This window comes from Streptomyces sp. NPDC027189 (genome assembly GCF_055566975.1).
The window spans coordinates 35776-55899 of sequence record NZ_JBVHRI010000023.1 but is presented as its reverse complement, the minus strand read 5'-3'; the positions used below and the strand labels follow the sequence as shown (position 1 = coordinate 55899).

Annotated in this window: 19 protein-coding genes and 1 pseudogene; 11 read left to right on the top strand and 9 right to left on the bottom strand. The window is 71.5% G+C overall.

The genetic code is table 11. From position 1 onward, the window contains the following. The first annotated feature begins 99 nt into the window (after positions 1 to 99). The gene (locus tag ACZ4RZ_RS37970; protein WP_467751637.1) at positions 100 to 849 is read left to right on the top strand and encodes a MerR family transcriptional regulator; all 750 of its coding nucleotides are present in this window, start codon (positions 100 to 102) and stop codon (positions 847 to 849) included. Then, a pseudogene (locus ACZ4RZ_RS37965) lies at positions 846 to 1450 on the top strand (hypothetical protein). The gene ACZ4RZ_RS37970 and the pseudogene ACZ4RZ_RS37965 overlap by 4 nt, the downstream one beginning before the upstream one ends. On the opposite strand, the gene ACZ4RZ_RS37960 reads toward ACZ4RZ_RS37965, so the two are convergent. After that, entirely contained in the window at positions 1401 to 2834 is a 1434-nt protein-coding gene (locus ACZ4RZ_RS37960) for an RNB domain-containing ribonuclease (protein WP_467751635.1), read from the bottom strand. The pseudogene ACZ4RZ_RS37965 and the gene ACZ4RZ_RS37960 sit on opposite strands and share 50 nt — an antisense overlap. A gap of 212 nt (positions 2835 to 3046) precedes the next feature. Here ACZ4RZ_RS37960 and yaaA point away from each other — a divergent pair, with 212 nt between their 5' ends. Both yaaA and eda read left to right on the top strand, forming a co-directional pair. Beyond that, positions 3047 to 3847 carry a peroxide stress protein YaaA gene (yaaA, locus tag ACZ4RZ_RS37955; RefSeq protein WP_467751633.1) on the top strand — a complete coding sequence of 267 codons (801 nt, stop codon included), beginning with the start codon at positions 3047 to 3049 and terminating at the stop codon, positions 3845 to 3847. Positions 3848 to 4091: 244 nt separating this feature from the next. Next, entirely contained in the window at positions 4092 to 4745 is a 654-nt protein-coding gene (gene eda / locus ACZ4RZ_RS37950; protein ID WP_467751632.1) for a bifunctional 4-hydroxy-2-oxoglutarate aldolase/2-dehydro-3-deoxy-phosphogluconate aldolase, read from the top strand. A gap of 115 nt (positions 4746 to 4860) precedes the next feature. Here eda and ACZ4RZ_RS37945 read toward each other — a convergent pair whose 3' ends face one another. Continuing rightward, positions 4861 to 5880 (bottom strand): zinc-dependent alcohol dehydrogenase family protein, encoded by a 1020-nt coding sequence (locus ACZ4RZ_RS37945; RefSeq protein ID WP_467751630.1) that lies wholly within the window; start codon positions 5878 to 5880, stop codon positions 4861 to 4863. Between the two features lie 214 nt (positions 5881 to 6094). Next, positions 6095 to 7291 (bottom strand): RNA-guided endonuclease InsQ/TnpB family protein, encoded by a 1197-nt coding sequence (locus ACZ4RZ_RS37940; RefSeq protein WP_467751628.1) that lies wholly within the window; start codon positions 7289 to 7291, stop codon positions 6095 to 6097. A 155-nt stretch (positions 7292 to 7446) separates the two neighbouring features. Here ACZ4RZ_RS37940 and ACZ4RZ_RS37935 point away from each other — a divergent pair, with 155 nt between their 5' ends. After that, positions 7447 to 8247: a helix-turn-helix domain-containing protein gene (locus tag ACZ4RZ_RS37935; protein WP_467751626.1), complete on the top strand. Its 801-nt coding sequence runs from the start codon at positions 7447 to 7449 to the stop codon at positions 8245 to 8247. Here the strand turns inward: ACZ4RZ_RS37935 and ACZ4RZ_RS37930 are convergent, their stop codons facing one another. From ACZ4RZ_RS37930 to ACZ4RZ_RS37920, 3 genes are read right to left on the bottom strand one after another with little or no spacing between them, the layout of a single operon-like run. After that, a complete protein-coding gene (locus ACZ4RZ_RS37930) occupies positions 8248 to 9630 on the bottom strand; it encodes a bifunctional RNase H/acid phosphatase (RefSeq protein WP_467751624.1) in 1383 nt (460 codons plus the stop codon). It abuts the gene before it with no gap. A gap of 12 nt (positions 9631 to 9642) precedes the next feature. Then, a complete protein-coding gene (locus ACZ4RZ_RS37925) occupies positions 9643 to 10386 on the bottom strand; it encodes a zinc ribbon domain-containing protein (RefSeq protein ID WP_467751779.1) in 744 nt (247 codons plus the stop codon). Beyond that, positions 10383 to 11285 (bottom strand): Nif3-like dinuclear metal center hexameric protein, encoded by a 903-nt coding sequence (locus tag ACZ4RZ_RS37920; RefSeq protein ID WP_467751623.1) that lies wholly within the window; start codon positions 11283 to 11285, stop codon positions 10383 to 10385. Before ACZ4RZ_RS37920 ends, ACZ4RZ_RS37925 begins: the two co-directional genes overlap by 4 nt. A 268-nt stretch (positions 11286 to 11553) precedes the next feature. On the opposite strand from ACZ4RZ_RS37920, the gene ACZ4RZ_RS37915 reads away from it, so the two are divergent. The 3 genes from ACZ4RZ_RS37915 to ACZ4RZ_RS37905 all read left to right on the top strand — a co-directional run bounded on the left by ACZ4RZ_RS37915 (position 11554) and on the right by ACZ4RZ_RS37905 (position 13716). Next, on the top strand, positions 11554 to 12972 hold the full coding sequence (locus ACZ4RZ_RS37915) for a hypothetical protein (protein ID WP_467751621.1): 1419 nt from the start codon (positions 11554 to 11556) through the stop codon (positions 12970 to 12972). Between the two features lie 49 nt (positions 12973 to 13021). Beyond that, positions 13022 to 13186 (top strand): hypothetical protein, encoded by a 165-nt coding sequence (locus tag ACZ4RZ_RS37910; RefSeq protein WP_467751619.1) that lies wholly within the window; start codon positions 13022 to 13024, stop codon positions 13184 to 13186. A gap of 233 nt (positions 13187 to 13419) precedes the next feature. Then, complete coding sequence (locus tag ACZ4RZ_RS37905) at positions 13420 to 13716, top strand: helix-turn-helix transcriptional regulator (protein ID WP_467751618.1); 297 nt, start codon at positions 13420 to 13422, stop codon at positions 13714 to 13716. 111 nt (positions 13717 to 13827) lie between these two features. On the opposite strand, the gene ACZ4RZ_RS37900 is transcribed toward ACZ4RZ_RS37905, so the two are convergent. The 3 genes from ACZ4RZ_RS37900 to ACZ4RZ_RS37890 are packed head-to-tail and all read right to left on the bottom strand — an operon-like array spanning position 13828 to position 16754. Next, positions 13828 to 14766 carry a 3-oxoacyl-ACP reductase gene (locus tag ACZ4RZ_RS37900; RefSeq protein ID WP_467751616.1) on the bottom strand — a complete coding sequence of 313 codons (939 nt, stop codon included), beginning with the start codon at positions 14764 to 14766 and terminating at the stop codon, positions 13828 to 13830. 23 nt (positions 14767 to 14789) lie between these two features. Continuing rightward, entirely contained in the window at positions 14790 to 15866 is a 1077-nt protein-coding gene (locus ACZ4RZ_RS37895) for a Zn-dependent alcohol dehydrogenase (protein ID WP_467751614.1), read from the bottom strand. Positions 15867 to 15896: 30 nt separating this feature from the next. After that, positions 15897 to 16754 carry a MaoC/PaaZ C-terminal domain-containing protein gene (locus tag ACZ4RZ_RS37890; RefSeq protein WP_467751612.1) on the bottom strand — a complete coding sequence of 286 codons (858 nt, stop codon included), beginning with the start codon at positions 16752 to 16754 and terminating at the stop codon, positions 15897 to 15899. Positions 16755 to 17010: 256 nt separating this feature from the next. On the opposite strand from ACZ4RZ_RS37890, the gene ACZ4RZ_RS37885 reads away from it, so the two are divergent. Genes ACZ4RZ_RS37885 through ACZ4RZ_RS37875 form a run of 3 tightly spaced genes read left to right on the top strand, consistent with a single transcriptional unit; the run spans position 17011 to position 19987 of the window. Further along, positions 17011 to 17982, top strand: a complete 972-nt coding sequence (locus ACZ4RZ_RS37885; protein WP_467751610.1) for an ABC transporter ATP-binding protein — start codon at positions 17011 to 17013, stop codon at positions 17980 to 17982. Then, a complete protein-coding gene (locus ACZ4RZ_RS37880; protein ID WP_467751608.1) occupies positions 17982 to 18701 on the top strand; it encodes an ABC transporter permease in 720 nt (239 codons plus the stop codon). The genes ACZ4RZ_RS37885 and ACZ4RZ_RS37880 overlap by 1 nt, the downstream gene beginning before the upstream one ends. A 17-nt stretch (positions 18702 to 18718) precedes the next feature. Next, a complete protein-coding gene (locus tag ACZ4RZ_RS37875) occupies positions 18719 to 19987 on the top strand; it encodes a histidine kinase (protein ID WP_467751606.1) in 1269 nt (422 codons plus the stop codon). Positions 19988 to 20124: the final 137 nt, after the last annotated feature.

Here is a 20124-nt window from a genome sequence, read left to right as displayed (position 1 = left end):
CGGCGTTAGCCGTCAAGGAGTGCGCCGCCTCGCCGCGCGAACCTGCCTCAAACCTGCCTCGCTTGACCCTGCCGCAACGTCAACGTTTCTACTGATCCCATGCGGATCGGAGAACTCGCCGCGGTCGTCGGCGTCACGCCGCGGACTGTGCGGCATTACCACCACCTGGGGCTGCTGCCCGAGCCGGAGCGGCGGCCCAATGGGTATCGGGACTACGGGCTGCGGCACGCAGTCGTCCTCGCGCGGATCCGGCGGCTCACCGAGCTGGGGCTCGGGCTCGCCGAGGTACGGGATGTCCTCGCGGACGACGCCGGGCGCGAGCTCGCCGAGGTGCTCGGGGAGCTGGACGAGGACCTGGCGCGGCAGGAGGCCGCGATCCGGGAACGGCGGGCTCGGCTGCGTGTCCTGCTGGAGCAGGAGCTGCCCGCCGAAGGTCCCGTCTCGCCCGAACTGGCCGCGCTGTTCGGCGAGATGGCCCATGACGGACCCGAGTCCCCCATGGCCGCCAAGGACCGCGAGATGCTCGCACTCATCGAGACCGCGGCGGACCCGGCGGACCGGGAGCGGCTGCTGGCCGTGCTGGGCAGCGCGTTCGAGGCGCCGGGCGCGGTGGAGCGGGCGCACGAGGCCTACGCGCTGCTGGACGCACTGGCCGACGCCGACCCGGCCGACCCGCGGGTGGACGAGGCCGCGCGGGCCCTCGCCGCCTGTCTGCCCGAAGCCTTGGTGCAGGAGACCGAGGTGGACTCCGACAACGGCTTTCTGCGCGCCTTCTTCGCCGACTTCGCACCGGCCCAGGCGGAGGCGATACGCCGGACGATGCGGATGCTCGCGGAGCGTCGCCGATGAGGATCGCGCGCGCTCTCGTACGGCATGAACTGCGCCTGCTCGTCAGCCTGTTGATGTGGTCGACGCGGCGCACGCACGGCACGCGCGACGGACGCGCCTTCGGCTACGCGCGGGGCCAGGGCGCCACGATGGCCGCGCTCGCCTTCGTGTGCGTCGTCGAGACAGCCGGCATGGCGGTGCTGCTGCGCGCGTGGCCGGTCGCGCACACGGTGGTGCTGGTCCTCGACGTGTACACGGTGCTGCTGGTCGTCGGCCTGCACGCGGCGTGTGTGACGCGCGCCCGCACGTCCTCGGCCCCACGCACCTGCGGGTCCGCAACGCCGCGCACGTGGATCTGCGGATACCCCTGACAGCCGTCGCGGCCGTCCGCCGCGAGCTGCGCACCACGCACGAGGCGGCGGAGGGCGAACTGAACCTCGCGGTCGGCTCCCAGACCGACGTCACCCTCGAACTCTCCACCCCGGTAAGCCACTTCACCTTCCTGGGCCGAGAGCGTTCGCTGCATCGGGTGCGGCTGCACGCGGACGACCCCGACGCTCTCGTGCGCGCGCTCAAGCGGGCGCGAACTGCACCTTCGCCGTTCCCGGGTCCGCCTGGGTGAGCCGCACCCGCAACCGCTCCCCCAGCGGCAGCCGGGCCGTGCCGCCCGCGATGCGGGCGAAGACCGCCGGGGACTCCAACTGCACCGTTCCGACGGTGGGTTCGTGCTCCTGTACGTCGACCACGCAGCCCTCGAAGATGTCGCCCACGCGGTCCTTGAGCAGCGCGGCCTCCACGATGTCCACGCACTCGCGCTCGACGGTGCCCGCGCGCCGGGCGCCGTCGGCCATCTGCCTGGGGAGGTCGTCGAGGGCCGCGAGGACCCACTCGGGGGCCGGCTGATCCGCGGCTGCCGCGAGGCACAGCTCCGAGACGTAGCGGTCGGCGAGGCGGCGCAGGGGGGCCGTGCAGTGCGCGTAGGGCGCGGCCACGGCGGAGTGGGACGTGACCTCCGGGAGGACGCCGTCCCGGAACACCGTGTAACCCGCGCCGCGCAGCAGCGTCGTGCACTCCTGGAGGAAGGCCGCGTGGTGCGGCCAGTGCGGGTCGAGGGAGCGGATGAGCTCCGCGTACGAGACATGGTGCGGCCAGTCGATGCGCAGGGCCTTGGCCGTACGGCGCAGCCGGCCCACCGCGCCGTCCGGGGCGGCGGGCAGCGTGCGCAGGATCCCCGTGCCGTGCGAGAGCATCAGCTCGGCCGCCGCCATCCCGGTGAGCAGGGAGAGCTGCGCGTTCCAGTGCTCGGCGGGGAGCGGGGCGCGGTAGACGAGTTCGTACGTCCCGTCCTCGTCGACGATTTCCTGCTCGGGGACGTTCAGCGAGATGCCGCCGCGCTCGACCTCCAGTCGTTCTCGGGCCTCCCCGATGTCCTTGAGGAGGGCCAGCGGCTCCTCCGCCGTCCCCTCCCCGATCTGCCTCTGCACATGCGTGTAGTCCAGCTTGGCGCGGCTGCGTACGAGGGCACGGCGTACGTCGGTCGCCTCCGTACGGCCGTCCGAGTCGAGGTCGATCGTCCACAGCACGGCCGGGCAGGTCTGGTCGGGGAGCAGGCTGGCGGTGCCTTCGGAGAGCCGGGACGGGTGCAGCGGGACCTTCTCGTCCGGGAAGTAGAGGGTCGTGACGCGGCGGTGGGCCTCGGCGTCCAGGGCACCGCCGGGTGCGACGAAGGCGGCGACGTCGGCGATGGCGTACCGGACGCGGTAGCCGCCCTTCTTGCGGCGCGCCAGGTGCATCGCCTGGTCGAGGTCGGTGGACGTCCGGGGGTCGACGGTGAAGAGGGGGATGTCCGTCGCATCGTAGGAGGGCAGGCGCGGTGGCCGCGCGGCCTCGGCGAGGACGTCGGGCGGGAAGCCCTCCGACACCCCCAGCTCGGTCCGCAGCGCGCGGAGGGCGGCTCGCAGGGGAGCCTCCGGTGCACCGGTGACACGTATGTGGCGGCGAGGCATACGGCGAGCGTAGGACGCGCTCCTTCACCCGGCACCCCGAGTTCGCCCGGCGTCTCGAGTTTGCCCGACACCGCGCGTTCGTCCGGCGTCCCGAGTTCTCCCGGCGTCCCGAGTTCTCCCGGTATCCGGAGTTCGCCCGCACTCCGAATTCACCCGGCACCCCGAACGCTTAGGCTGGCGCCGGGCCACACCACCGTTAGGAGAACCACACCGTGCTCGTGCTGCTGCCGCCCTCCGAAGGCAAGGCGCCCTCCGGCCGGGGAACCGCGCTGAAGCTGGAGTCGCTGTCCCTGCCGGGCCTCACCGAGGCGCGCCAGGCGGTCCTCGACGAGCTGGTCGAGCTGAGCGCGGCCGACGAGGAGAAGGCCCGTGAGGTGCTCGGACTGAGCGAGGGCCTGCGCGGCGAGATCGCGAAGAACGTGGACCTGCGGACGGCGGGCGCCCGCCCGGCCGGGGAGATCTACACGGGCGTCCTGTACGACTCCCTGGACCTGGCCTCCCTGGACGCGGCGGCAAAGCGGCGGGCGGCGCGCTCGCTGCTCGTGTTCTCGGGGCTGTGGGGCGCGGTCCGGGTGACCGACCGGATCCCCTCGTACCGCTGCTCGATGGGCGTCAAGCTGCCCGGGCTCGGGGCGCTGGGCGCGCACTGGCGTACGCCGATGGCCACCGCGCTGCCGGAGGCGGCCGGCGCCGGGCTCGTGCTGGATCTGCGGTCCTCGGCGTACGCGTCGGCGTGGAAGCCGAACGGCGAGCTCGCGGGGCGGACGGCGACCGTGCGGGTGCTGCACTCCCAGATGGTGAACGGGGTCGAGAAGCGTTCCGTCGTCAGCCACTTCAACAAGGCGACCAAGGGCAAGATCGTGCGCAGCCTGCTCAGCGCGGGCGCGGCGCCGAAGGGCCCGACGGAGCTGGTGGCGGCGCTGCGGGACCTCGGGTACGTGGTGGAGGCGGAGGCTCCCGGCAGGGCGGGCCGGCCGTGGGCGCTGGACGTGGTGGTGACGGAGATCCACTGACGTACTCCCTGCGGGTCGCGGGGGGCCCGGCCGGGGTTGCGGCCGGGTCCGCGAGCGCGACTCGACCACGGTCGTGGCCCGCGCCGCGAGCGCGACTCGACTAACGGCGACCAAGGTCGCGGTCCGCTCCGCGAGCGCCGCTCGATCAAGACGTGGCGCCCCGCCAGCACGGGTCACTCGAGATTCATTGCAGCATGCGCAATGACCTTTGCGCATGCTGCACATCCCGGGCAGGATGAGGCCTATGACTTCGCCGCTGCCCTCGTCCCCGTCTGCCTCCGTGCTGGATCTCGCCCCCGTGGTCCCCGTTGTCGTGGTCACGGACGCCGCCGACGCCGTACCGCTGGCGCGGGCGCTGGTCGCGGGCGGGCTGCCCGCGATCGAGGTGACACTGCGGACACCGGTCGCGCTGGACGCGATCCGGGCGATCGCGTCCCAGGTGCCGGACGCGGTGGTCGGCGCGGGCACGGTCCTGTCACCGGAGCAGGTGGCCGACTCGGTGGCGGCGGGCGCACGCTTCCTGGTCAGCCCGGGCTGGACGGACGTACTGCTCGATGCCATGAAGGCGTCCGGGGTGTCGTTCCTGCCGGGGGTGTCCACCACGTCGGAGGTCGTGGCGCTGCTGGAACGGGGCGTGCGCGAGATGAAGTTCTTCCCGGCGCAGGCGGCGGGCGGCACGGCGTATCTCAGGTCGCTGGCGGGCCCGCTGCCACAGGCGCGGTTCTGCCCTACGGGCGGCATCGGTCCGGCCTCCGCGCCGGAGTATCTCGCGCTTCCCAATGTCGGCTGTGTGGGCGGGAGTTGGATGCTGCCGCAGGACGCGGTCGCGGGGCGGGACTGGGGCCGGATCGAGGCCCTGGCGCGGGAGGCCGCGGCGCTCAGGCCACCACTCGGATGACGACCACTCAGGCCACCACCCGGATGACGACCACTCAGGCCACCACCCGGATGACGACCACTCAGGCCACCAGCCGGATGACGACGGTTCAGGCCGCCACCCTGGCGACGACGGCTCAGGCCGCCACCCGGATGACGACCTTGCCGAAGGCCGCCCCGCTCTCGTAGTGGCGGAAGGCCTCGTGGACCTCGTCGAAGCCGAAGACGCGGTCGATGACCGGGCGCGTCCCGTGCAGCGTCAGCGCCCGGTTCATCGACTCGAAGTGCGCCCGGCTGCCGACGAACACCCGGCGAATCGTCGCCAGACTCGACGCGTACGCCGCGTTGGAGATCTCGATGCCCTGCCTGCGAGGGTTGCCGGTGATCAGGAGCACGATCTGGCCGTAGAGCGCGGCGGCGCGCATCGACTGCTCGATGGTGTCGGGGCCGTTCGTCTCGACGACGAGGTCGGCACCGCGACCTCCGGTCAACTCCCTTACCGTCAACCCCCATTCGGGGTTCTCCGCGTAGTTGACGACGTGGTCCGCGCCAAGCACCTTGAGACGGCCGGCCTTTGCGGCGCTCGACGTCGTCGCGATCACCTCGGCGCCCAGCATCTTGGCGAACTGCACCACGAAGAGGGACAACGCACCGGTGCCCAGGGTGAGCACGGTCTGGCCGGGGGCGAGGGGCTCGCCGCCCGTCAGGGAGTGCCAGGCGGTGACTCCGGCGCAGGGCAGGCAGGCCGCCTCCTCCCAGGTCAGGTGGTCCGGGACGAGTACGGCGGCCTGCTGGTCCAGGACGGCGTACTCGGTGAGCATGCCGTTCAGGGTGGCGCCCGGCTGGTCGAACTGGGTCGGAGTGATCCGCCCGTCGAGCCAGTTGGGGAAGTACGTGCCCGCCACCCGGTCACCGGCCGCGAACCTGGTCACCTCCCCTCCCACCGCCACGACTTCGCCCGCTCCGTCGCTCATCGGGATCACGTCCGGCACGGCCTTCAGCGGGTAGGTCCCCTTCATGAGCAGGAGATCGCGCTTGTTGAGGGAGACGGCGCGGACGCGGACGAGGATCTCGCGGGGGCCGGGCTCCGGGCGGTCGGCTTCGCGCGGGACGATGCCGTCGACGGTGCCGAGCGTTTCGAGGTGATAGGCGCGCATGTCCGCTCCCTGAGGTCTGCTTTGTGGATGCGTCCATGCTGCTCGGACGGGGTGCGCCGCTCAATTCCCGGCAAGGTATGGCAGCCCGCCGGGACGGCGATGTCGTAGCGACGACTGTCGTCGTACAGAGAGCCATGTCGTGGAGGCGGCGATGTCGTACCCGTGACGTACAACTGATCCCTTGACTTCTCCCCTTCGTGAACGAGGGGGATTCTCACGGCTCGCGCTGTGAGGGTTTCTGTTTCACCGCCGACTGCCTGCCCGGAGTACTCCGTTGAGGTCTTACACCAGCTCCACAGACCGACACCGCCAGCCCGGCGGCCAGAAGGTTCTTCGCCGCGTTCACGTCCCGGTCATGGACCGTCCCGCAGTCACAGGTCCAGGACCGGACGCTGAGCGGCATCTCCGCCTGGAGACTGCCGCAGGCGGAGCACAACTTGGACGAGGGAAAGAAGCGGTCCACCACGATCACTTCCCGCCCGTACCAGGCGGCCTTGTACTCCAGCATGCTCCGCAACTCCGCCCACGCCGCGTCACTGATCGCGCGGGCAAGACTGCGATTCCTGACCATCTTGCGCACGGTCAGGTCCTCGATCACGAGCGTTTGGTTTTCACGCACGAGTCGAGTGGTCAGCTTGTGCAGGTGATCCCTGCGGCGATCGCCGATCCTGGCGTGGATCCTGGCGACTCGGCGCCGGGCCTTGTCCCGGTTGGTCCCGTCTCCCTTGGCTTTGCGGGACAGCGCCCGCTGAGCGTGGGCGAGACGGGCGCGGTCGCGGCGCTCATGCCGCGGGTTGGAGACCTTCTCCCCCGTGGAGAGAGTCAGCAGATGGTCCAGGCCGACATCCACACCCACCGCTGTGTCCCTCGCGGGCAGCGGCATGACGTCGGGGTCTGCACACAGCAGGGACACAAACCAGCGCCCCGCACTGTCCTGGGACACGGTCACCGTGGACGGCTGCGCGCCCTTGGGGAGCAGCCGGGACCACACGATCGCCAGCGGCTCGCTCATCTTCGCAAGCGTCAGCTTCCCCTCACGGAAGCGGAAGGCGCTGGTGGTGTACTCCGCAGACTTCCGCGACTTCTTGCGGCTCTTGAACCGCGGATACCTGGCCCGCTTGCCGAAGAAGTTCGTGAACGCCGCCTGCACATGCCGCAGCGCCTGCTGCAACGGCACCGACGACACCTCGCCCAGATAGGCGAACTCTTCGGTCTTCTTCCACGCCGTCAGCATCGCCGACGTGGCGCCGTAATTGAGGCGCTCCTGCCGCGCCCACGCCTCGCTACGGGCGGCGAGCGCCATGTTGTAGACCTTCCGCACACACCCGAACGTGCGCGACAGCTCTGCCGCCTGCGCATCAGTCGGGTAGAAGCGGTACCGATACGCCCGTTTCACATGGCCGGTCTCCACAACTCACAAGCTATCAAATCAACCCGCGCTCCCCTGCGGGCAGTTGGAGCCGAGGGACGATCCGCCCTGAAGGCGAATCGAATTTCCCTGCCCTGCTCCGCAGGAGTCCGTTTCCTCTCCGCCCTGAAGGGCGGAATATCCACGGAGGTAACCAGATGACCACCAGCATCTCCACCGAGCCCCCGCCCTTCGCCCGGGAGCTGTTGCGCTGGCGCACCGCGCGCCGGGTCAGTCAGCTGGAGCTCGCCTCGCGGGCGGGGACGACGCAGCGGTACGTCAGCTTCATCGAGCGTGGGCGTTCGGTGCCCGGCCGAGAGATCGTGATCAGGCTCGCCGAGTCGCTGGGGCTGACGCTGCGGGAGCGCAACTCACTCCTTCTGGCGGCCGGTTACGCGCCCGCGTTCGCCGAGTCGCCGCTCGACGCGGTCGCGCTGAAGCCCGTACGGGAGGCGCTGGACAGCATTCTCGAAGGGCATCTGCCCTATCCGGCCGTGGTGGCGGGGCCACGGGGTGAACTCGTCGCGGCCAACGAGGCGTTCGACGTGCTCACGGAGGGGGCCGCCCCTGAACTGCTCGAACCACCCGTCAACGTGCTGCGGCTCGCGCTGCATCCGCGCGGAATGGCGTCACGGGTGGTGAACCTGGACGCGTGGGGGCAGCACATCGTGGAGAACCTGCGGGCCCGGGCCGTACGCAGCCCGGATCCCCACCTCGACGCGCTGGCCGAGGAGTTGGCGGAGTACGTACCGGCGAGCGAGCCCGGCGCGGACTACCTCGGCTTCGCCGTACCGCTGCGACTGCGGTGCCCGGAGGGCGAGTTGAGACTGCTCACCACGCTGACGTCGTTCGCGACGGCGGTGGACGTCACGCTCGCGGAGCTCCACCTGGAGGCGTTTCTCCCGGCGGACCGGGAGACGGCGGAGATCCTGCGGGCCCGCGCCGCTCGGCGCATGTGATCAGCGCAGGTGAGACGTGTCGTTGAACAGCCGGACGCTCGCGTTGCCGTCCGCGTAGTACGCCACCGCGGAGAGCGAGGCCGCGGACAGTTCCATACGGAACAGGGACTCCGGCGGGGCGCCGAGCGCGAGGCGTACGAGGGTCTTGATCGGGGTGACGTGCGAGACGAGCAGGACGGTGCGGCCCGCGTACGAGGCGATCAGCTTGTCGCGAGTGGCGGCGATGCGACGGGCGGTCGCCGCGAAGCTCTCGCCGCCGCCGGTCGGTTCGGCCTTCGGCGAGGCCAGCCAGGCGTTCAGGTCATCGGGGTAGCGCTCCCGCACCTCGCCGAACGTCAGCCCCTCCCAGGCACCGAAGTCCGTCTCGCGCAGCCCGTCCTCGATGACCACGTCGAGGCCGAGACGGGCGGCGACGGCCCCCGCGGTCTCCCGGGTCCGGGTGAGCGGCGACGACACGATCGCCTGGATCGTGCCGCGCGCGGCCAGCGCCGCGGCGACCCGCTCGGCCTGTTCCCGGCCGACGTCCGACAGCGACGGGTCGCTGCCGCCGCTGCCCGAGAACCGCTTCTGCGGGGTCAGAGGGGTCTCGCCGTGGCGCAGGAGTACGAAGGTGGCGGGGGCGCCCATGTCGGGGGCTGCGCCCCAGCCGACCGTCGGTGCGGTGGCGGCCACGTTCTGCGCGGCTCTCACATCGTTTTCGGACTTTGCGGCTCCGCCGCCGGGTGACGGGGTGGAGCCGGAAGTCGTCAGACCGCGGGCCGGTGGGGGCTGGTCGCGCCCACGCGGCGGAGCCGCATGTGTCACAGCCCCGCGCCCCTCAAGGGGCGCTGCCGAACCCGGCGGCCTCAGGGCCGCCCGTGCCTTCGCCGCGCCCGCCGCCGCGTCCTCGGGCGGGCCCGACGGCTCGGGCGCCGCCGACCGTGCGGCCCTCGCGTCCAGTTCCGCCGTCGACGCCGACGCCGACCACTGCTCGCCCCGTCGCCCCGCGTCCATCGCCTCGTTGGCGAGCCGGTCCGCGTGCTTGTTCCGCTCGCGCGGGATCCACTCGTACGTGACCTGCTCGGGCGGGAAGATCCGCGCGGCCTCGGCGGCCAGCGGTTTCATGTCCGGGTGTTTGATCTTCCAGCGGCCGGACATCTGCTCGACGACGAGCTTGGAGTCCATGCGGACCCTGATCGAGGCGGTCGGGTCCAGTTCGTGGGCCGCGCGCAGACCCGTCACCAGCCCCCGGTACTCCGCGACGTTGTTGGTGGCGATGCCGATGTACTCGGCGCGCTCCACCAGCGTCTCCCCGGTGGCCGCGTCGATGACCACGGAGCCGTAGCCCGCGGGCCCCGGGTTGCCCCGGGAACCGCCGTCGGCCTCGACGATGAACTCCCGCACGTGCTGAGCTCCTTAGAGGCCGGACTCGGACGTGCGCACCAGGATGCGGCGGCAGTTCTCGCAGCGCAGCACGGTGTCCGGAGAGGCCGCCTTCACCTCGTTGACCTCGGTGATGTTGAGCTCCAGGCGGCAGCCCTCGCAGCGGCGCTGGTAGAGCCGGGCCGCGCCGACGCCGCCCTGCTGCTCGCGCAGCTTGTCATAGAGCTTGAGGAGGTCGGCGGGGATCGTGCCGGCGATGACCTCGCGCTCCTTGTTCGCCGTCGCGGTCTCGCCGTCGAGGGACTCGAAGGCGGCGTCCCGGCGCGCGGTCGCGTCGTCGATCTTCGACTGGACGGAGGAGACCCGCTCGGTCAGCTCGGCGACGCGCTCCTGGGCGGACTCGCGGCGCTCCATGACCTCCAGGACGACGTCCTCGAGGTCGCCCTGGCGCTTGGCGAGGGAGGTAATCTCGCGCTGCAGGTTCTCCAGGTCCTTGGGGGACGACACGGCGCCCGAGTCGAGGCGCTTCTGGTCGCGGGCGGCGCGCTGGCGCACCTGGTCGACGTCCTGCTCGGCCTTGGTCTGCTCGCGGGCGCAGTCGCTCTCCTCGGTCTGCGCGGCGACGAGCAGGTCGCGCAGCTGCGTGAGGTCCTTGTTCAGCGACTCGATCTCGGCGTGCTCGGGCAGTGACCTCCGCTTGTGCGCCAGCTGCTGGAGGCGTACGTCGAGGGCCTGGACGTCGAGGAGTCGGATCTGGTCGGCGGGCGCGGCGTTCAGTTGGGGGCTCCTGATGAATCAAAAGGTGCGCGCGCAGCGCTCCTTGGAAGGGTGGTGGCGGGCGACGGGTGGGCGGTAGAGGCCGCGTGGGCGGTCCAGGGGTCGGTGACCGTCTTCGAGACGTGGACCCTCAGGCCCCATCCATGACGGTCGGAGATCTCGTCGAGCTGGGCGGCGGCCAGCTCGCACCAGGGCCACTCGGTGGCCCAGTGCGCCGCGTCGAGCAGCGCGAGAGGACTGTGGGCGCGGGCCTCGGACGCCGGGTGGTGGCGCAGGTCCGCGGTGAGGAAGGCGTCCACGCCGGCGGCGCGCACGTCGTCGAAGAGGCTGTCGCCGGAGCCGCCGCTGACCGCGATGGTCCGTACCGGCGCCTCGGGGTCGCCCGCGACGCGGATGCCCTGCGCGGTGGCGGGCAGCCGCTCGGCGGCGCGCGCGGCGAGTTCGCGAACGGTCAGCGGGTGGTCAAGCTCGCAGACCCGGCCGAGGCCCCGGCGGCCGTCCGGGTCGGTGGGGTCCGGCACGAGGGGGCGTACGACACGAAGGTCCAGCGCGCCCGCGAGGGCGTCGGAGACTCCCGGATCGGCGCGGTCGGCGTTCGTGTGGGCGACGTGCAGCGCGATGTCGTTCTTGATCAGGGTGTGCACGACGCGGCCCTTGAAACTGGTGGCCGCCACCGTCGTCGTACCGCGCAGATAGAGCGGATGGTGGGTGACCAGCAGATCCGCACCCAGTTTCACCGCCTCGTCGACGATGTCCTGGACCGGGTCGACGGCGAACAGGACGCGCGTGACCTCCTGGTCGGGGTCACCGCAGACGGTGCCGACCGCGTCCCAGTCCTCGGCCCTCTCGGGGGGCCAGAGGGTGTCGAGGGCGGCGATGACTTCAGACAGACGGGGCACGGGGAAAGGCTACCTGCCTCACGTCCCTGTCCGACCGGTCGCGGGCCAGTCGACCAACGCCCGGCGGTGGGCGGGTCCCGGTCGCCCGGTCCCCCACCCCTCTCTCCCCACCACCGTCCAGCACATCCGCCCCCGTTCCCTCAGGCGAATCCCGACATGGCCACCCTTATGTGTGAAGCGGCCGCCCGTCGGTCCCACGTCTGTGCGTGCGAAAACTAGCTTCGTCGCCGGAGGTGACCGAACGATGACGGTCTGTGCGACGGAGCCCGTGACGGAGAACGAGGACGAGACCCAAGACGCGCGCCAAGAGGCGAACCACGACATGAACGACTGGACCACCCGTCCCGCCTGTGTGATCACCGCTGACGGCACATACGCGGCGCGCCTCGCCCTGGCCGGCGCGTCCTGGTACCCGGAACGCTGGACGCTGGACGGCCCCGAGCCGTACGCCGTACCGCTGCCCGCCCACCAGCCGGAGGAGCCCGGCACCGAGGTGCTGCCGCTGACCGACGGACGGGTGCTGATCCACCGCGTGACGGACGGACGGCACGTCTTCTCGCTCCTTTACCCGACCGGGCCCCGCACCGGCGAGCTGCCGCTCGGCGCCGTGGAGTGCCCCCACGAGGACACCCGGCTGCGGCTGCTGCCGCCCGCGCCGGGCGGGCAGCGCGCGTACGCCCTCGCCGTGGGCCGGGGCTCCACCACGGTGTGGCTGGTGGCGGGCGGCGCGTTCGGCCCCGAACGCCTGGCCGAGTTGCCGGGCCACTGCTCGGGCGGGGTGTGGCTGGACGGCACCGGCCACCTGCTCGCCCTGGACCGCTGCCAGGACGGCCGCACCAAGACGGTCGTCGTCGACCTGGCGCGCGGCGGCGAAGTGTCACCGCTCCTGCAGATCGCCGAGCACAGCAACGACCGTCTCCTCCTCGCGGACGCCGACAGCGGCCTCCTCGTCATCCGCTCGGACGCCCCGTCCCCGGGCCACGACCGCCTCGGCTGGGGCGTCCTCGGCAGCACCCTGCCCATCCGCTTCCCGGAGTGCCTGCGCCTGACCGACTGCTCGGTGACACCCTTCGCGATCCAGCCGGGCCAGGTGCTCACCCCCGAGACCTGCGCGGTGGCCCTGCGCATCGACGGCCCGGCGGGCACTTGGCTGGGCATCTGGCGCCCCGCCGAACGCCAGGTCCACCATCTCCCGGCCCCCGAGGGCTGGTTGGCGGGCACCGGTCTGTGGACCAGAGAGGGGGTGCTCCAACTGCCGTACGCGACGATGGCAGTGCCGTGCGGGGTGGCACGGGTGGAAGCGCCCACGGGGGTGGGGGCGGGGGACCCTGATCGGGGGGAGCAGGGAGGTCAGGGTCCCCCGGAGCAGGTGGAGGGGCGGATCACGGCACGCCCGGTACCCCTGCAACAGGCACCGCTGAACGGCGGAGTGCTGCAACTGAACAAGCCCGCCGAGGCACTCCCAGCCTGGCCGGCGTTCGAGGGCGAGGCCGCGAGCCACACCACGCCCACCCCGGGCGGCACTCTCCACCCCGTCCGCCGCCCCTTGGCCCGTCCGGCGTTTGAGGACGAGGCCGTCAAGGCCGACAGCGGGGGTCGGGGGGCAGCAGCTACCAGTGGCTTGACGGGCAGGGGCGGAGGGGGCGAAAGCTCACCCACCGACAGCCCCGCCATGACCGCCAGTTAGAATCCCCCGGCTGTAAAAGAAGGATCTTGCATACGGGGTGAACACTTCAATGAGCGACACCAGCACGATAGAAGCGCCGGGCACCGACTCCCACGAGGCGACGGCCCAGGCCGAAGGCCACGGCAGGCACCGTGGCCCGGTCTCCGGCCACGACGACGCGGCGACCCCGCACGGCCGCCACCGCAAGCCGTCCGACCAGGACAACGCGGCCTGACGGCACGCCGAACCCGGCACACGGCCCCGCTCGCACCATGGCGAGCGGGGCCGTTCCGTGCGGACTCCCCCGGGCCCCACGCGCGGGCGACGTCCAAGTCCCCCGTCGTCGAGGCGACTCCCCCTTGTCCAGGTGAGAGCCGACCCCCACAATCGAGACCCACGGTACGGAGCTGACATCCGCGGGGGTATCCCAGATTCCTGGGACATGACCGGCCGGTATCGTTGTCCGGCGTGGACTCCGGGCCGCTGCCGGACGCGCCGGGCCGGGTGGTGCTCCACCGTCGACGCGCGCCCGGCAGATCGCCCGGCACCTGCTGCTCGACCAGCGAGATCGCCCACCATCTCGGCGTGTCCGCATACACGGTGCAGGACCGTCTCACCGACCATCTCAAGCAGATCCTCGACAAGGTGGGGGTGCGCAGCCCCCGCGAGCTGGTCGCGGAACTGTGCTTCCGGCACTATCTGCCGCAGCTGACGCACCCGCCCCTGTCGACGGACGGACGGCTGCTGAGCCCGGAGGACCCATAGCCGACGCCCGAAAGTCCGCTAGCCGACACCCGAGACCGGCCGGTAGCCGACACCCGACAGTCGGGTAACCGACGCCCGAGACCGGAGCCGACGCCCGCAAGCTCCGAAGAGCTATTCGTGCTTGAGCCCCAGCACCTCCACCGCCGCGAACGTCTCGCCCTTCGGGCGGTCCGCGTAGTGCGGAGTGAGCAGCGCGTCCAGCTCGTCGTACGTGAAGACGTCCTGTTTGGTGTCGAACTTGACGGCCACCCGAGGGCGTTCGACGATCGCGACCATGCCGCCGTGCACGACAAGCAGCTGGCCGTTGACGTGCGCGGCAGCGGGCGAGGCCAAGTAGCCGACGAGCGGGGCGACATGCTCGGGCGCGAGCGGATCGAGTCCTTCCTCCGGTTGCCCGAATCCGGCGAACACGTCCTCCGTCATACGAGTCCGGGCACGCGGGCAGATGACGTTCGCCGTCACGCCGTACTTCGCGAGCGCCAGCGCGGACGAGGTCGTCAACCCCACGATTCCGCCTTTCGCGGCGGCGTAGTTGGGCTGTCCCGCCGAACCGGCGAGGAACGCCTCCGACGAGGTGTTCACGATCCGCCCGTACACGGGCCCGTCGGCCGCCTTGGAGCGCGCCCGCCAGTGCACGGACGCGAAATGGGTCGTATTGAAGTGGCCTTTGAGGTGCACCAGGACGACCGAGTCCCACTCGTCCTCGGTCATCGAGAAGATCATCCGGTCGCGCAGGATGCCCGCGTTGTTGACCAGGATGTCGAGCTTCCCGAATTCGGTGACCGCCAACTCGACCAGCGCGCGGGCGTGTTCGTGGTCGGCGACGTCCCCGGTGTGGGCGACGGCCCGGCCGCCCGCCGCGCGGATCTCCGCGGCGACCTCTTCGGCGGGCGTGGCCGAGGCCCCGCCGGAGCCGTCCCGCCCGGGCTGCCCGTAGTCGTTGACGACGACGGCCGCGCCGAGCCGGCCGATTTCCAGCGCCTCGGCCCGTCCGAGCCCGCGCCCCGCGCCGGTGACGATCGCGGTGAGACCTTCAAGTGGCAGTGACATCAAGGTCCTTAGCGGTTGGGGGATCAGATCTCGATGCACGTACGCAGGGCGGTGCCGGTACGCATCTGGTCGAGGGCCTCGTTGATCTCGGCGAGGGGCACCCGGTGGGTGATCAGGCCCTCCAGGTCGATACGGCCCGCGCGCCACAGGGCGACGGTCCGCTCGTACGACCGCAGGACGTCCCCGCCGCCGTACATCGAAGGCAGGATCCGCTTCTCGTCGAAGAACAGCTCGAACATGTTGAGCTGGAGGAAGTCGTCCATGGCGCCCGCGCCGACGACGACGAGCGTGCCGCCGCGGCGGGTGTGGTCGTAGGCGGTGCGGGCGGTGGCGGACTTGCCGACGACCTCGAAGACGTAGTCGAAGCCCTCGCCGCCGGTCACCGACTGCTTGGCGTCGGCGAGTTCGTCCGGGGAGACCGCCTTCGTCGCACCGAACCTGAGCGCGGCCTCGCGGCGCGAGGCGACCGGGTCGACGGCGACGATCTCGGCGGCGCCCTTGAGTCGCGCGCCCTGGATCGCGGAGATGCCGACGCCGCCGCAGCCGATGACGGCGACCGACGAACCGGCCTGCACGTCGGCGGTGTTGAGGGCGGCGCCGAGTCCGGTGGTGACGCCGCAGCCGATGAGGGCCGCGATGTCGAAGGGCACGTCGTCCGGGATGGGGACCGCGCAGCCCGCGTCGACGACGACCTCCTCGGTGAAGGTGCCGGTGCCGGCGAAGCCGAAGACATCGCCGCCGGGGCGCTTGAAGTTGGGCGTGCCCGCGTTCATGAATCCGGCCAGGCACAGTTCGGTCTGGCCGCGCTTGCAGGCGGGACAGACGCCGCAGGCCGGCAGCCAGCAGACGACGACCCGGTCGCCGGGCTTCAAGTGGCTCACTCCGTCGCCGACTTCGGTGATCTCGCCGGCGCCCTCGTGCCCGGGCACGAACGGCGCCGGCTGCGGCAGTACGCCGTTCATCGCGGACAGGTCCGAGTGGCACAGCCCGGTGGCCCGCACCCGGATCCTTACCTTGCCGGGCCCGAAGCCCACCGCCTCGACGTCGTCGAGTACTTCGAGTTTGTCCTGGCCTATCTCGTGCTGTACGGCTGCGCGCATGGTGCGGCTCCCCTCAGAAATGGGCTGGGCTCACGAGTGTTCGACGATGGTGTCGGCCAGCACCGGCGCGTCGTCCCGCTCCACGGCGCTCACCGCCACCTGGACCCCGCCCTCCTGCCGCCACATCCGGATGCGCAGGGTCTCGCCGGGGAAGACGACACCGGCGAAGCGTGTGGTGTACGAGCGGACGCGGGTCACGTCGCCGCCGAGCAGTGTGTCGACGACCGCCTTGAGCGTCATGCCGTACGTGCACAGCCCGTGCAGGATCGGCCGGTCGAACCCGGCGAGCTTGGCGAACTCGGGGTCGGCGTGCAGCGGGTTCCAGTCGCCGGAGAGCCGGTAGAGCAGGGCCTGGTCCTCGCGGATCGGGCGCTCGATGGTCCTGTCGGGCTCGCCCGTCGGCGGTTCGAGGCGCGTGGACGGCCCCCGGTCTCCTCCCCAACCCCCTTCTCCTCGTACGAAGATCTGGGCGTCGTTGGTCCAGAGCGGGCCGTCGGCGTCGGCGACTTCGGTGCGCATGACGAGGATCGCGGCCTTGCCCTTGTCGTACACGGCGGCGATGCGCCCGGTGGCGAGCGCCTTGCCCTCGACCGGGATGGGGCGGTGCAGCCGGATGGTCTGGCCGCCGTGCAGCACGCGAGCGAGGTCGACCTCGACGCCGGGCATGGAGAGGCCGCTGATCACGCCGGGTGAGCCGGCGCCCGCGACGGTGGCGAAGCTGGGCAGGACGTGCAGCCTGGATTCGAGGGTGTAGCGCAGCTCGTCGGGGTCGGTCGCGGGGACGCCCGCGCCCAGACCCAGGTGGTAGAGCTGGACGTCCTTGTGACTCCAGGTGATCTCTCCGGTCCGGGGCTCGGCGGCGACGGCCTTGGCGGCGTCAATGGGCATGGGGCTCCTGATCACTAGGGCCTGAGACCTCGGTGCGGCCGTCCGCACCGTCGGCCGCACCGAGGTCGACATTGGGCCGCGGAACCCGCCCGTTCTAGAACGCGTTCCAGTCCGGCGACCCCTTGTATAGCCCAGCGCCCGGTACTTGTGAAGACTACTGACGCCATGTCAGATCTATGGGTCGTGACATTTGTCCCGGTCGATTGCTGACATGTGCATCTGCCGGGCCCGGCGCCCTGCTCATAGCGTCGTACCCATGACACACACGACTGGGACACCGTCCGCCGTGTCCTTCACGGGGGCGGTCAAGAGCTTCGGGGACGTACGCGCCGTGGCCGGGGTGGATCTGGAGATCGCAGGTGGCGAGACGGTCGCGCTGCTGGGGCGCAACGGGGCGGGGAAGTCGACGACGATCTCGTTGCTCCTGGGCCTGAACGAGCCGGACGAGGGCTCGGTCGCGCTCTTCGGCGGGCCCCCGGAAGAGGCGGTGCGCGCCGGCAAAGTCGGCGCGATGCTGCAGGATACGCGGCCGGTGCCGCGCGTCACCGTCCAGGAGCTGGTCTCCTTCGTCGCCGGGCGCTACCCGGCGCCGCTGCCGGTGGCCGACGCGCTGGAGCTCGCGGGCATCGCGGACCTTGCCGGGCGGCGCGTCGACCGGATCTCCGGCGGGCAGGCGCAGCGGGTGCGGTTCGCGGTGGCACTGGCCGGGAACCCCGCCCTGATCGTGCTCGACGAGCCGACGGCCGCACTGGACGTGGAGGCGCGGCACGCCTTCTGGGAGTCGATGCGGGCGTATGCCCGGCGCGGCCACACGGTCCTGTTCTCCACGCACTATCTGGAGGAGGCCGACGCGCACGCCGACCGGATCGTCGTCATCGACCACGGCCGGATCGTCGCCGACGGCACCGGGGAGCAGCTGAAGCGGTCGGTGGGCGGCAATCTGGTCTCCTTCGACCTGGCAGGCCGTGGCACGGAGGGGCTGCCCCTGCTGCCCGGAGTGGTCTCCGTGGAGGTGCGCGGGGACCGGGCCCGGCTGCGGACGGACGACTCGGACGCGACGGTGATCGCGCTGGCCGAACGGGGCGCGATACGTGGCCTGGAGGTCGTCCCCGCGTCGCTGGACGAGGCGTTCATGGCGCTCACTTCGGGTGTCGTTCCGGGGGGCGTTTCGGGTGTTCCTTCGGGCGCTCTTCCTGGTGCCCTCTCGGGTGTTTCGGAGACGGTGTGATGCTGGACTATCTGCGGCTCGAAGTACGCCGGACGCTGCGCGACACCGGCTTCGTGATCGGCGGCATCGCGATGCCGGTGATGATGTACCTCCTCTTCACCAACCTCGGCGGCGGTGATGACGGCGGCTGGAAGACCGCCTCGATGGTCGGCATGGCCGCGTACGGCGCGGTGGGCTCGGCACTGAACACCGGCGGCGGGGTCGCCGAGGACAAGGTGATCGGCTGGCTGCGGCAGCTGCGCGTGACACCGATGACGCCGCGCGAAGTGGTACTGGGGCGGGCGCTGACCGGCTCGGTGACCGTACTGCCCGCGATCGCCGCGGTACTGGCGGCGGGCGGTCTGGTCAACGGCGTCCGGCTGGACGTCTGGCAGTGGGTGGCGATCGCGGTGCTGCTGTGGCTCGGCTCGATACCCTTCACGCTGCTGGGCCTCGGCAACGGCTACCGGCTGACCGCGCAGACGACGGGGGTCGCCAACATGGTGTGCAACCTGGGGCTCTCGGTGATCGGCGGCCTGTGGTTCCCGCTCGCCCTGTTCCCGGGCTGGCTGCGCTCCCTGTCGGCGTACACCCCCACGAACCGATTCGCGCAGCTCGGCGTGTCGGTCGCGGACGGCCACGCTCCGGGCCTGGGCGTGGTGGGGGTGCTGACGGCCTGGCTGCTGGCGTTCGGTTCGTACGCTGTGTTCTCGTACCGCCGGTCCGCACGGACCGTCTGAACCGGGGGGAGCGGGAGATGTCCTGGATGCGAGGGGTCACCTGCCACATGCGGGAGTGGCGGGCGGAGCGGGCGCGCTGGAAGGCCGACATGGAACGCTTCAAGGCCGAGCAGAAGGCCGCCCGCAAGAGCGGCGGGAAGATGCCGGAGAATCCGGGTCCGCCGCCCACCGGCTTCGCCCTGCTGCCGTGGCTGCTGATGGGCATGGGCGCCTTCTCCAACCTGTTCCAGGGCAAGACCCCGCAGCCCTGGATCGGCGCCATCGGCCTGTTCGCCTTCAACTCCCTCTACATCTACGTGACCTTCCGGGCCTTCGTGAAGGAGAAGCGCGAGTCCCGCTCCACGCGGGTGGCGCTCGCTCTGATGGGCCTGCTCACCTGCGGGCTGGCCATCGGGTACGGCGGCAGCTGGCTGTACTTCTTCCCGCTGCTGGGGCTCGCCACCGGGGCCGTCCTGCGGGGCCCCTGGCTCGGCCAGATCGGCCTCGGCCTGACCGCGCTCGCGGCGGTGGTCTCCTTCTTCCGGTCGGGCTGGGACGCGGTGAACGTCGCGTACGGCACCTTCCTGTCGACGATGGTGACGGCCGCGATCCTCTCCCTCTCCGAAGCCGTACGCGAACTGCGCGCCGCCCGCGAGGAGTTGGCGCGCCGCGCCGTCGAGAAGGAACGCATGCGCTTCTCCCGCGATCTGCACGACCTGCTGGGCCACACGCTCTCCGTCATCGTGGTGAAGTCGGAGGCGGCCCGCAGACTGGCCCACCGCGACCTGGACGCGGCCCTCGTCCAGGTCACGGACATCGAGTCGGTCGGCCGCCAGGCCCTCACGGAGATCCGCGAGGCGGTCACCGGCTACCGCGAGGGCAGCCTCGCCACAGAACTGGACCGCGCCCGCTCGGCGCTGTCCGCGACGGGCGTCGAGCCGGTCGTACGGCAGTCCGGCCCGCCCCTCGTCCCCCAGACCGAGGCCCTGCTGGGCTGGGTGCTCCGCGAGGCCGTCACCAACGTCGTACGCCACAGCGCCGCGACCCGCTGCGACATCACCGTCGACGGCACCCCCGACCGCGTCCGCCTGACCATCACCGACAACGGCACGGGCACCTCCACCGCAGAGCCCGTGGAGGGCATCGGCGGCACCGGCCTCAAGGGCCTCACCGAACGCCTGGCCACGGCAGGCGGCTCCCTGGAGGCGGGGCCGGCTTCGCGCGGGGGGTTCCGGGTGAGGGCGGAACTTCCGGTGGATGCGGTGGATGCGGTGGATTCGGCCGACTTGACGGAGGCGTCGGCCTAGGACCACCGCCGAGACGGGCCGGGAGTCCCAAGTCGCCGAACGACGCCTTGGCGCCCGGGATCTCGTCGAGGCATCACCGGCGTCCTCCTGGACACCACCGGCGGAGCCAATCTCACCACGGGACGCTGAGCTCCGGC

What these genes read in the sequence shown, in the direction of transcription:
- ACZ4RZ_RS37970 (WP_467751637.1), top strand. Translation starts at nt 100, where the DNA reads ATGCGGATCGGAGAACTCGCCGCGGTCGTCGGCGTCACGCCGCGGACT.
- ACZ4RZ_RS37960 (WP_467751635.1), bottom strand. Translation starts at nt 2,834, where the DNA reads ATGCCTCGCCGCCACATACGTGTCACCGGTGCACCGGAGGCTCCCCTG.
- eda (WP_467751632.1), top strand. Translation starts at nt 4,092, where the DNA reads ATGACTTCGCCGCTGCCCTCGTCCCCGTCTGCCTCCGTGCTGGATCTC.
- ACZ4RZ_RS37945 (WP_467751630.1), bottom strand. Translation starts at nt 5,880, where the DNA reads ATGCGCGCCTATCACCTCGAAACGCTCGGCACCGTCGACGGCATCGTC.
- ACZ4RZ_RS37935 (WP_467751626.1), top strand. Translation starts at nt 7,447, where the DNA reads ATGACCACCAGCATCTCCACCGAGCCCCCGCCCTTCGCCCGGGAGCTG.
- ACZ4RZ_RS37910 (WP_467751619.1), top strand. Translation starts at nt 13,022, where the DNA reads ATGAGCGACACCAGCACGATAGAAGCGCCGGGCACCGACTCCCACGAG.
- ACZ4RZ_RS37900 (WP_467751616.1), bottom strand. Translation starts at nt 14,766, where the DNA reads ATGTCACTGCCACTTGAAGGTCTCACCGCGATCGTCACCGGCGCGGGG.
- ACZ4RZ_RS37895 (WP_467751614.1), bottom strand. Translation starts at nt 15,866, where the DNA reads ATGCGCGCAGCCGTACAGCACGAGATAGGCCAGGACAAACTCGAAGTA.
- ACZ4RZ_RS37890 (WP_467751612.1), bottom strand. Translation starts at nt 16,754, where the DNA reads ATGCCCATTGACGCCGCCAAGGCCGTCGCCGCCGAGCCCCGGACCGGA.
- ACZ4RZ_RS37885 (WP_467751610.1), top strand. Translation starts at nt 17,011, where the DNA reads ATGACACACACGACTGGGACACCGTCCGCCGTGTCCTTCACGGGGGCG.
- ACZ4RZ_RS37880 (WP_467751608.1), top strand. Translation starts at nt 17,982, where the DNA reads ATGCTGGACTATCTGCGGCTCGAAGTACGCCGGACGCTGCGCGACACC.
- ACZ4RZ_RS37875 (WP_467751606.1), top strand. Translation starts at nt 18,719, where the DNA reads ATGTCCTGGATGCGAGGGGTCACCTGCCACATGCGGGAGTGGCGGGCG.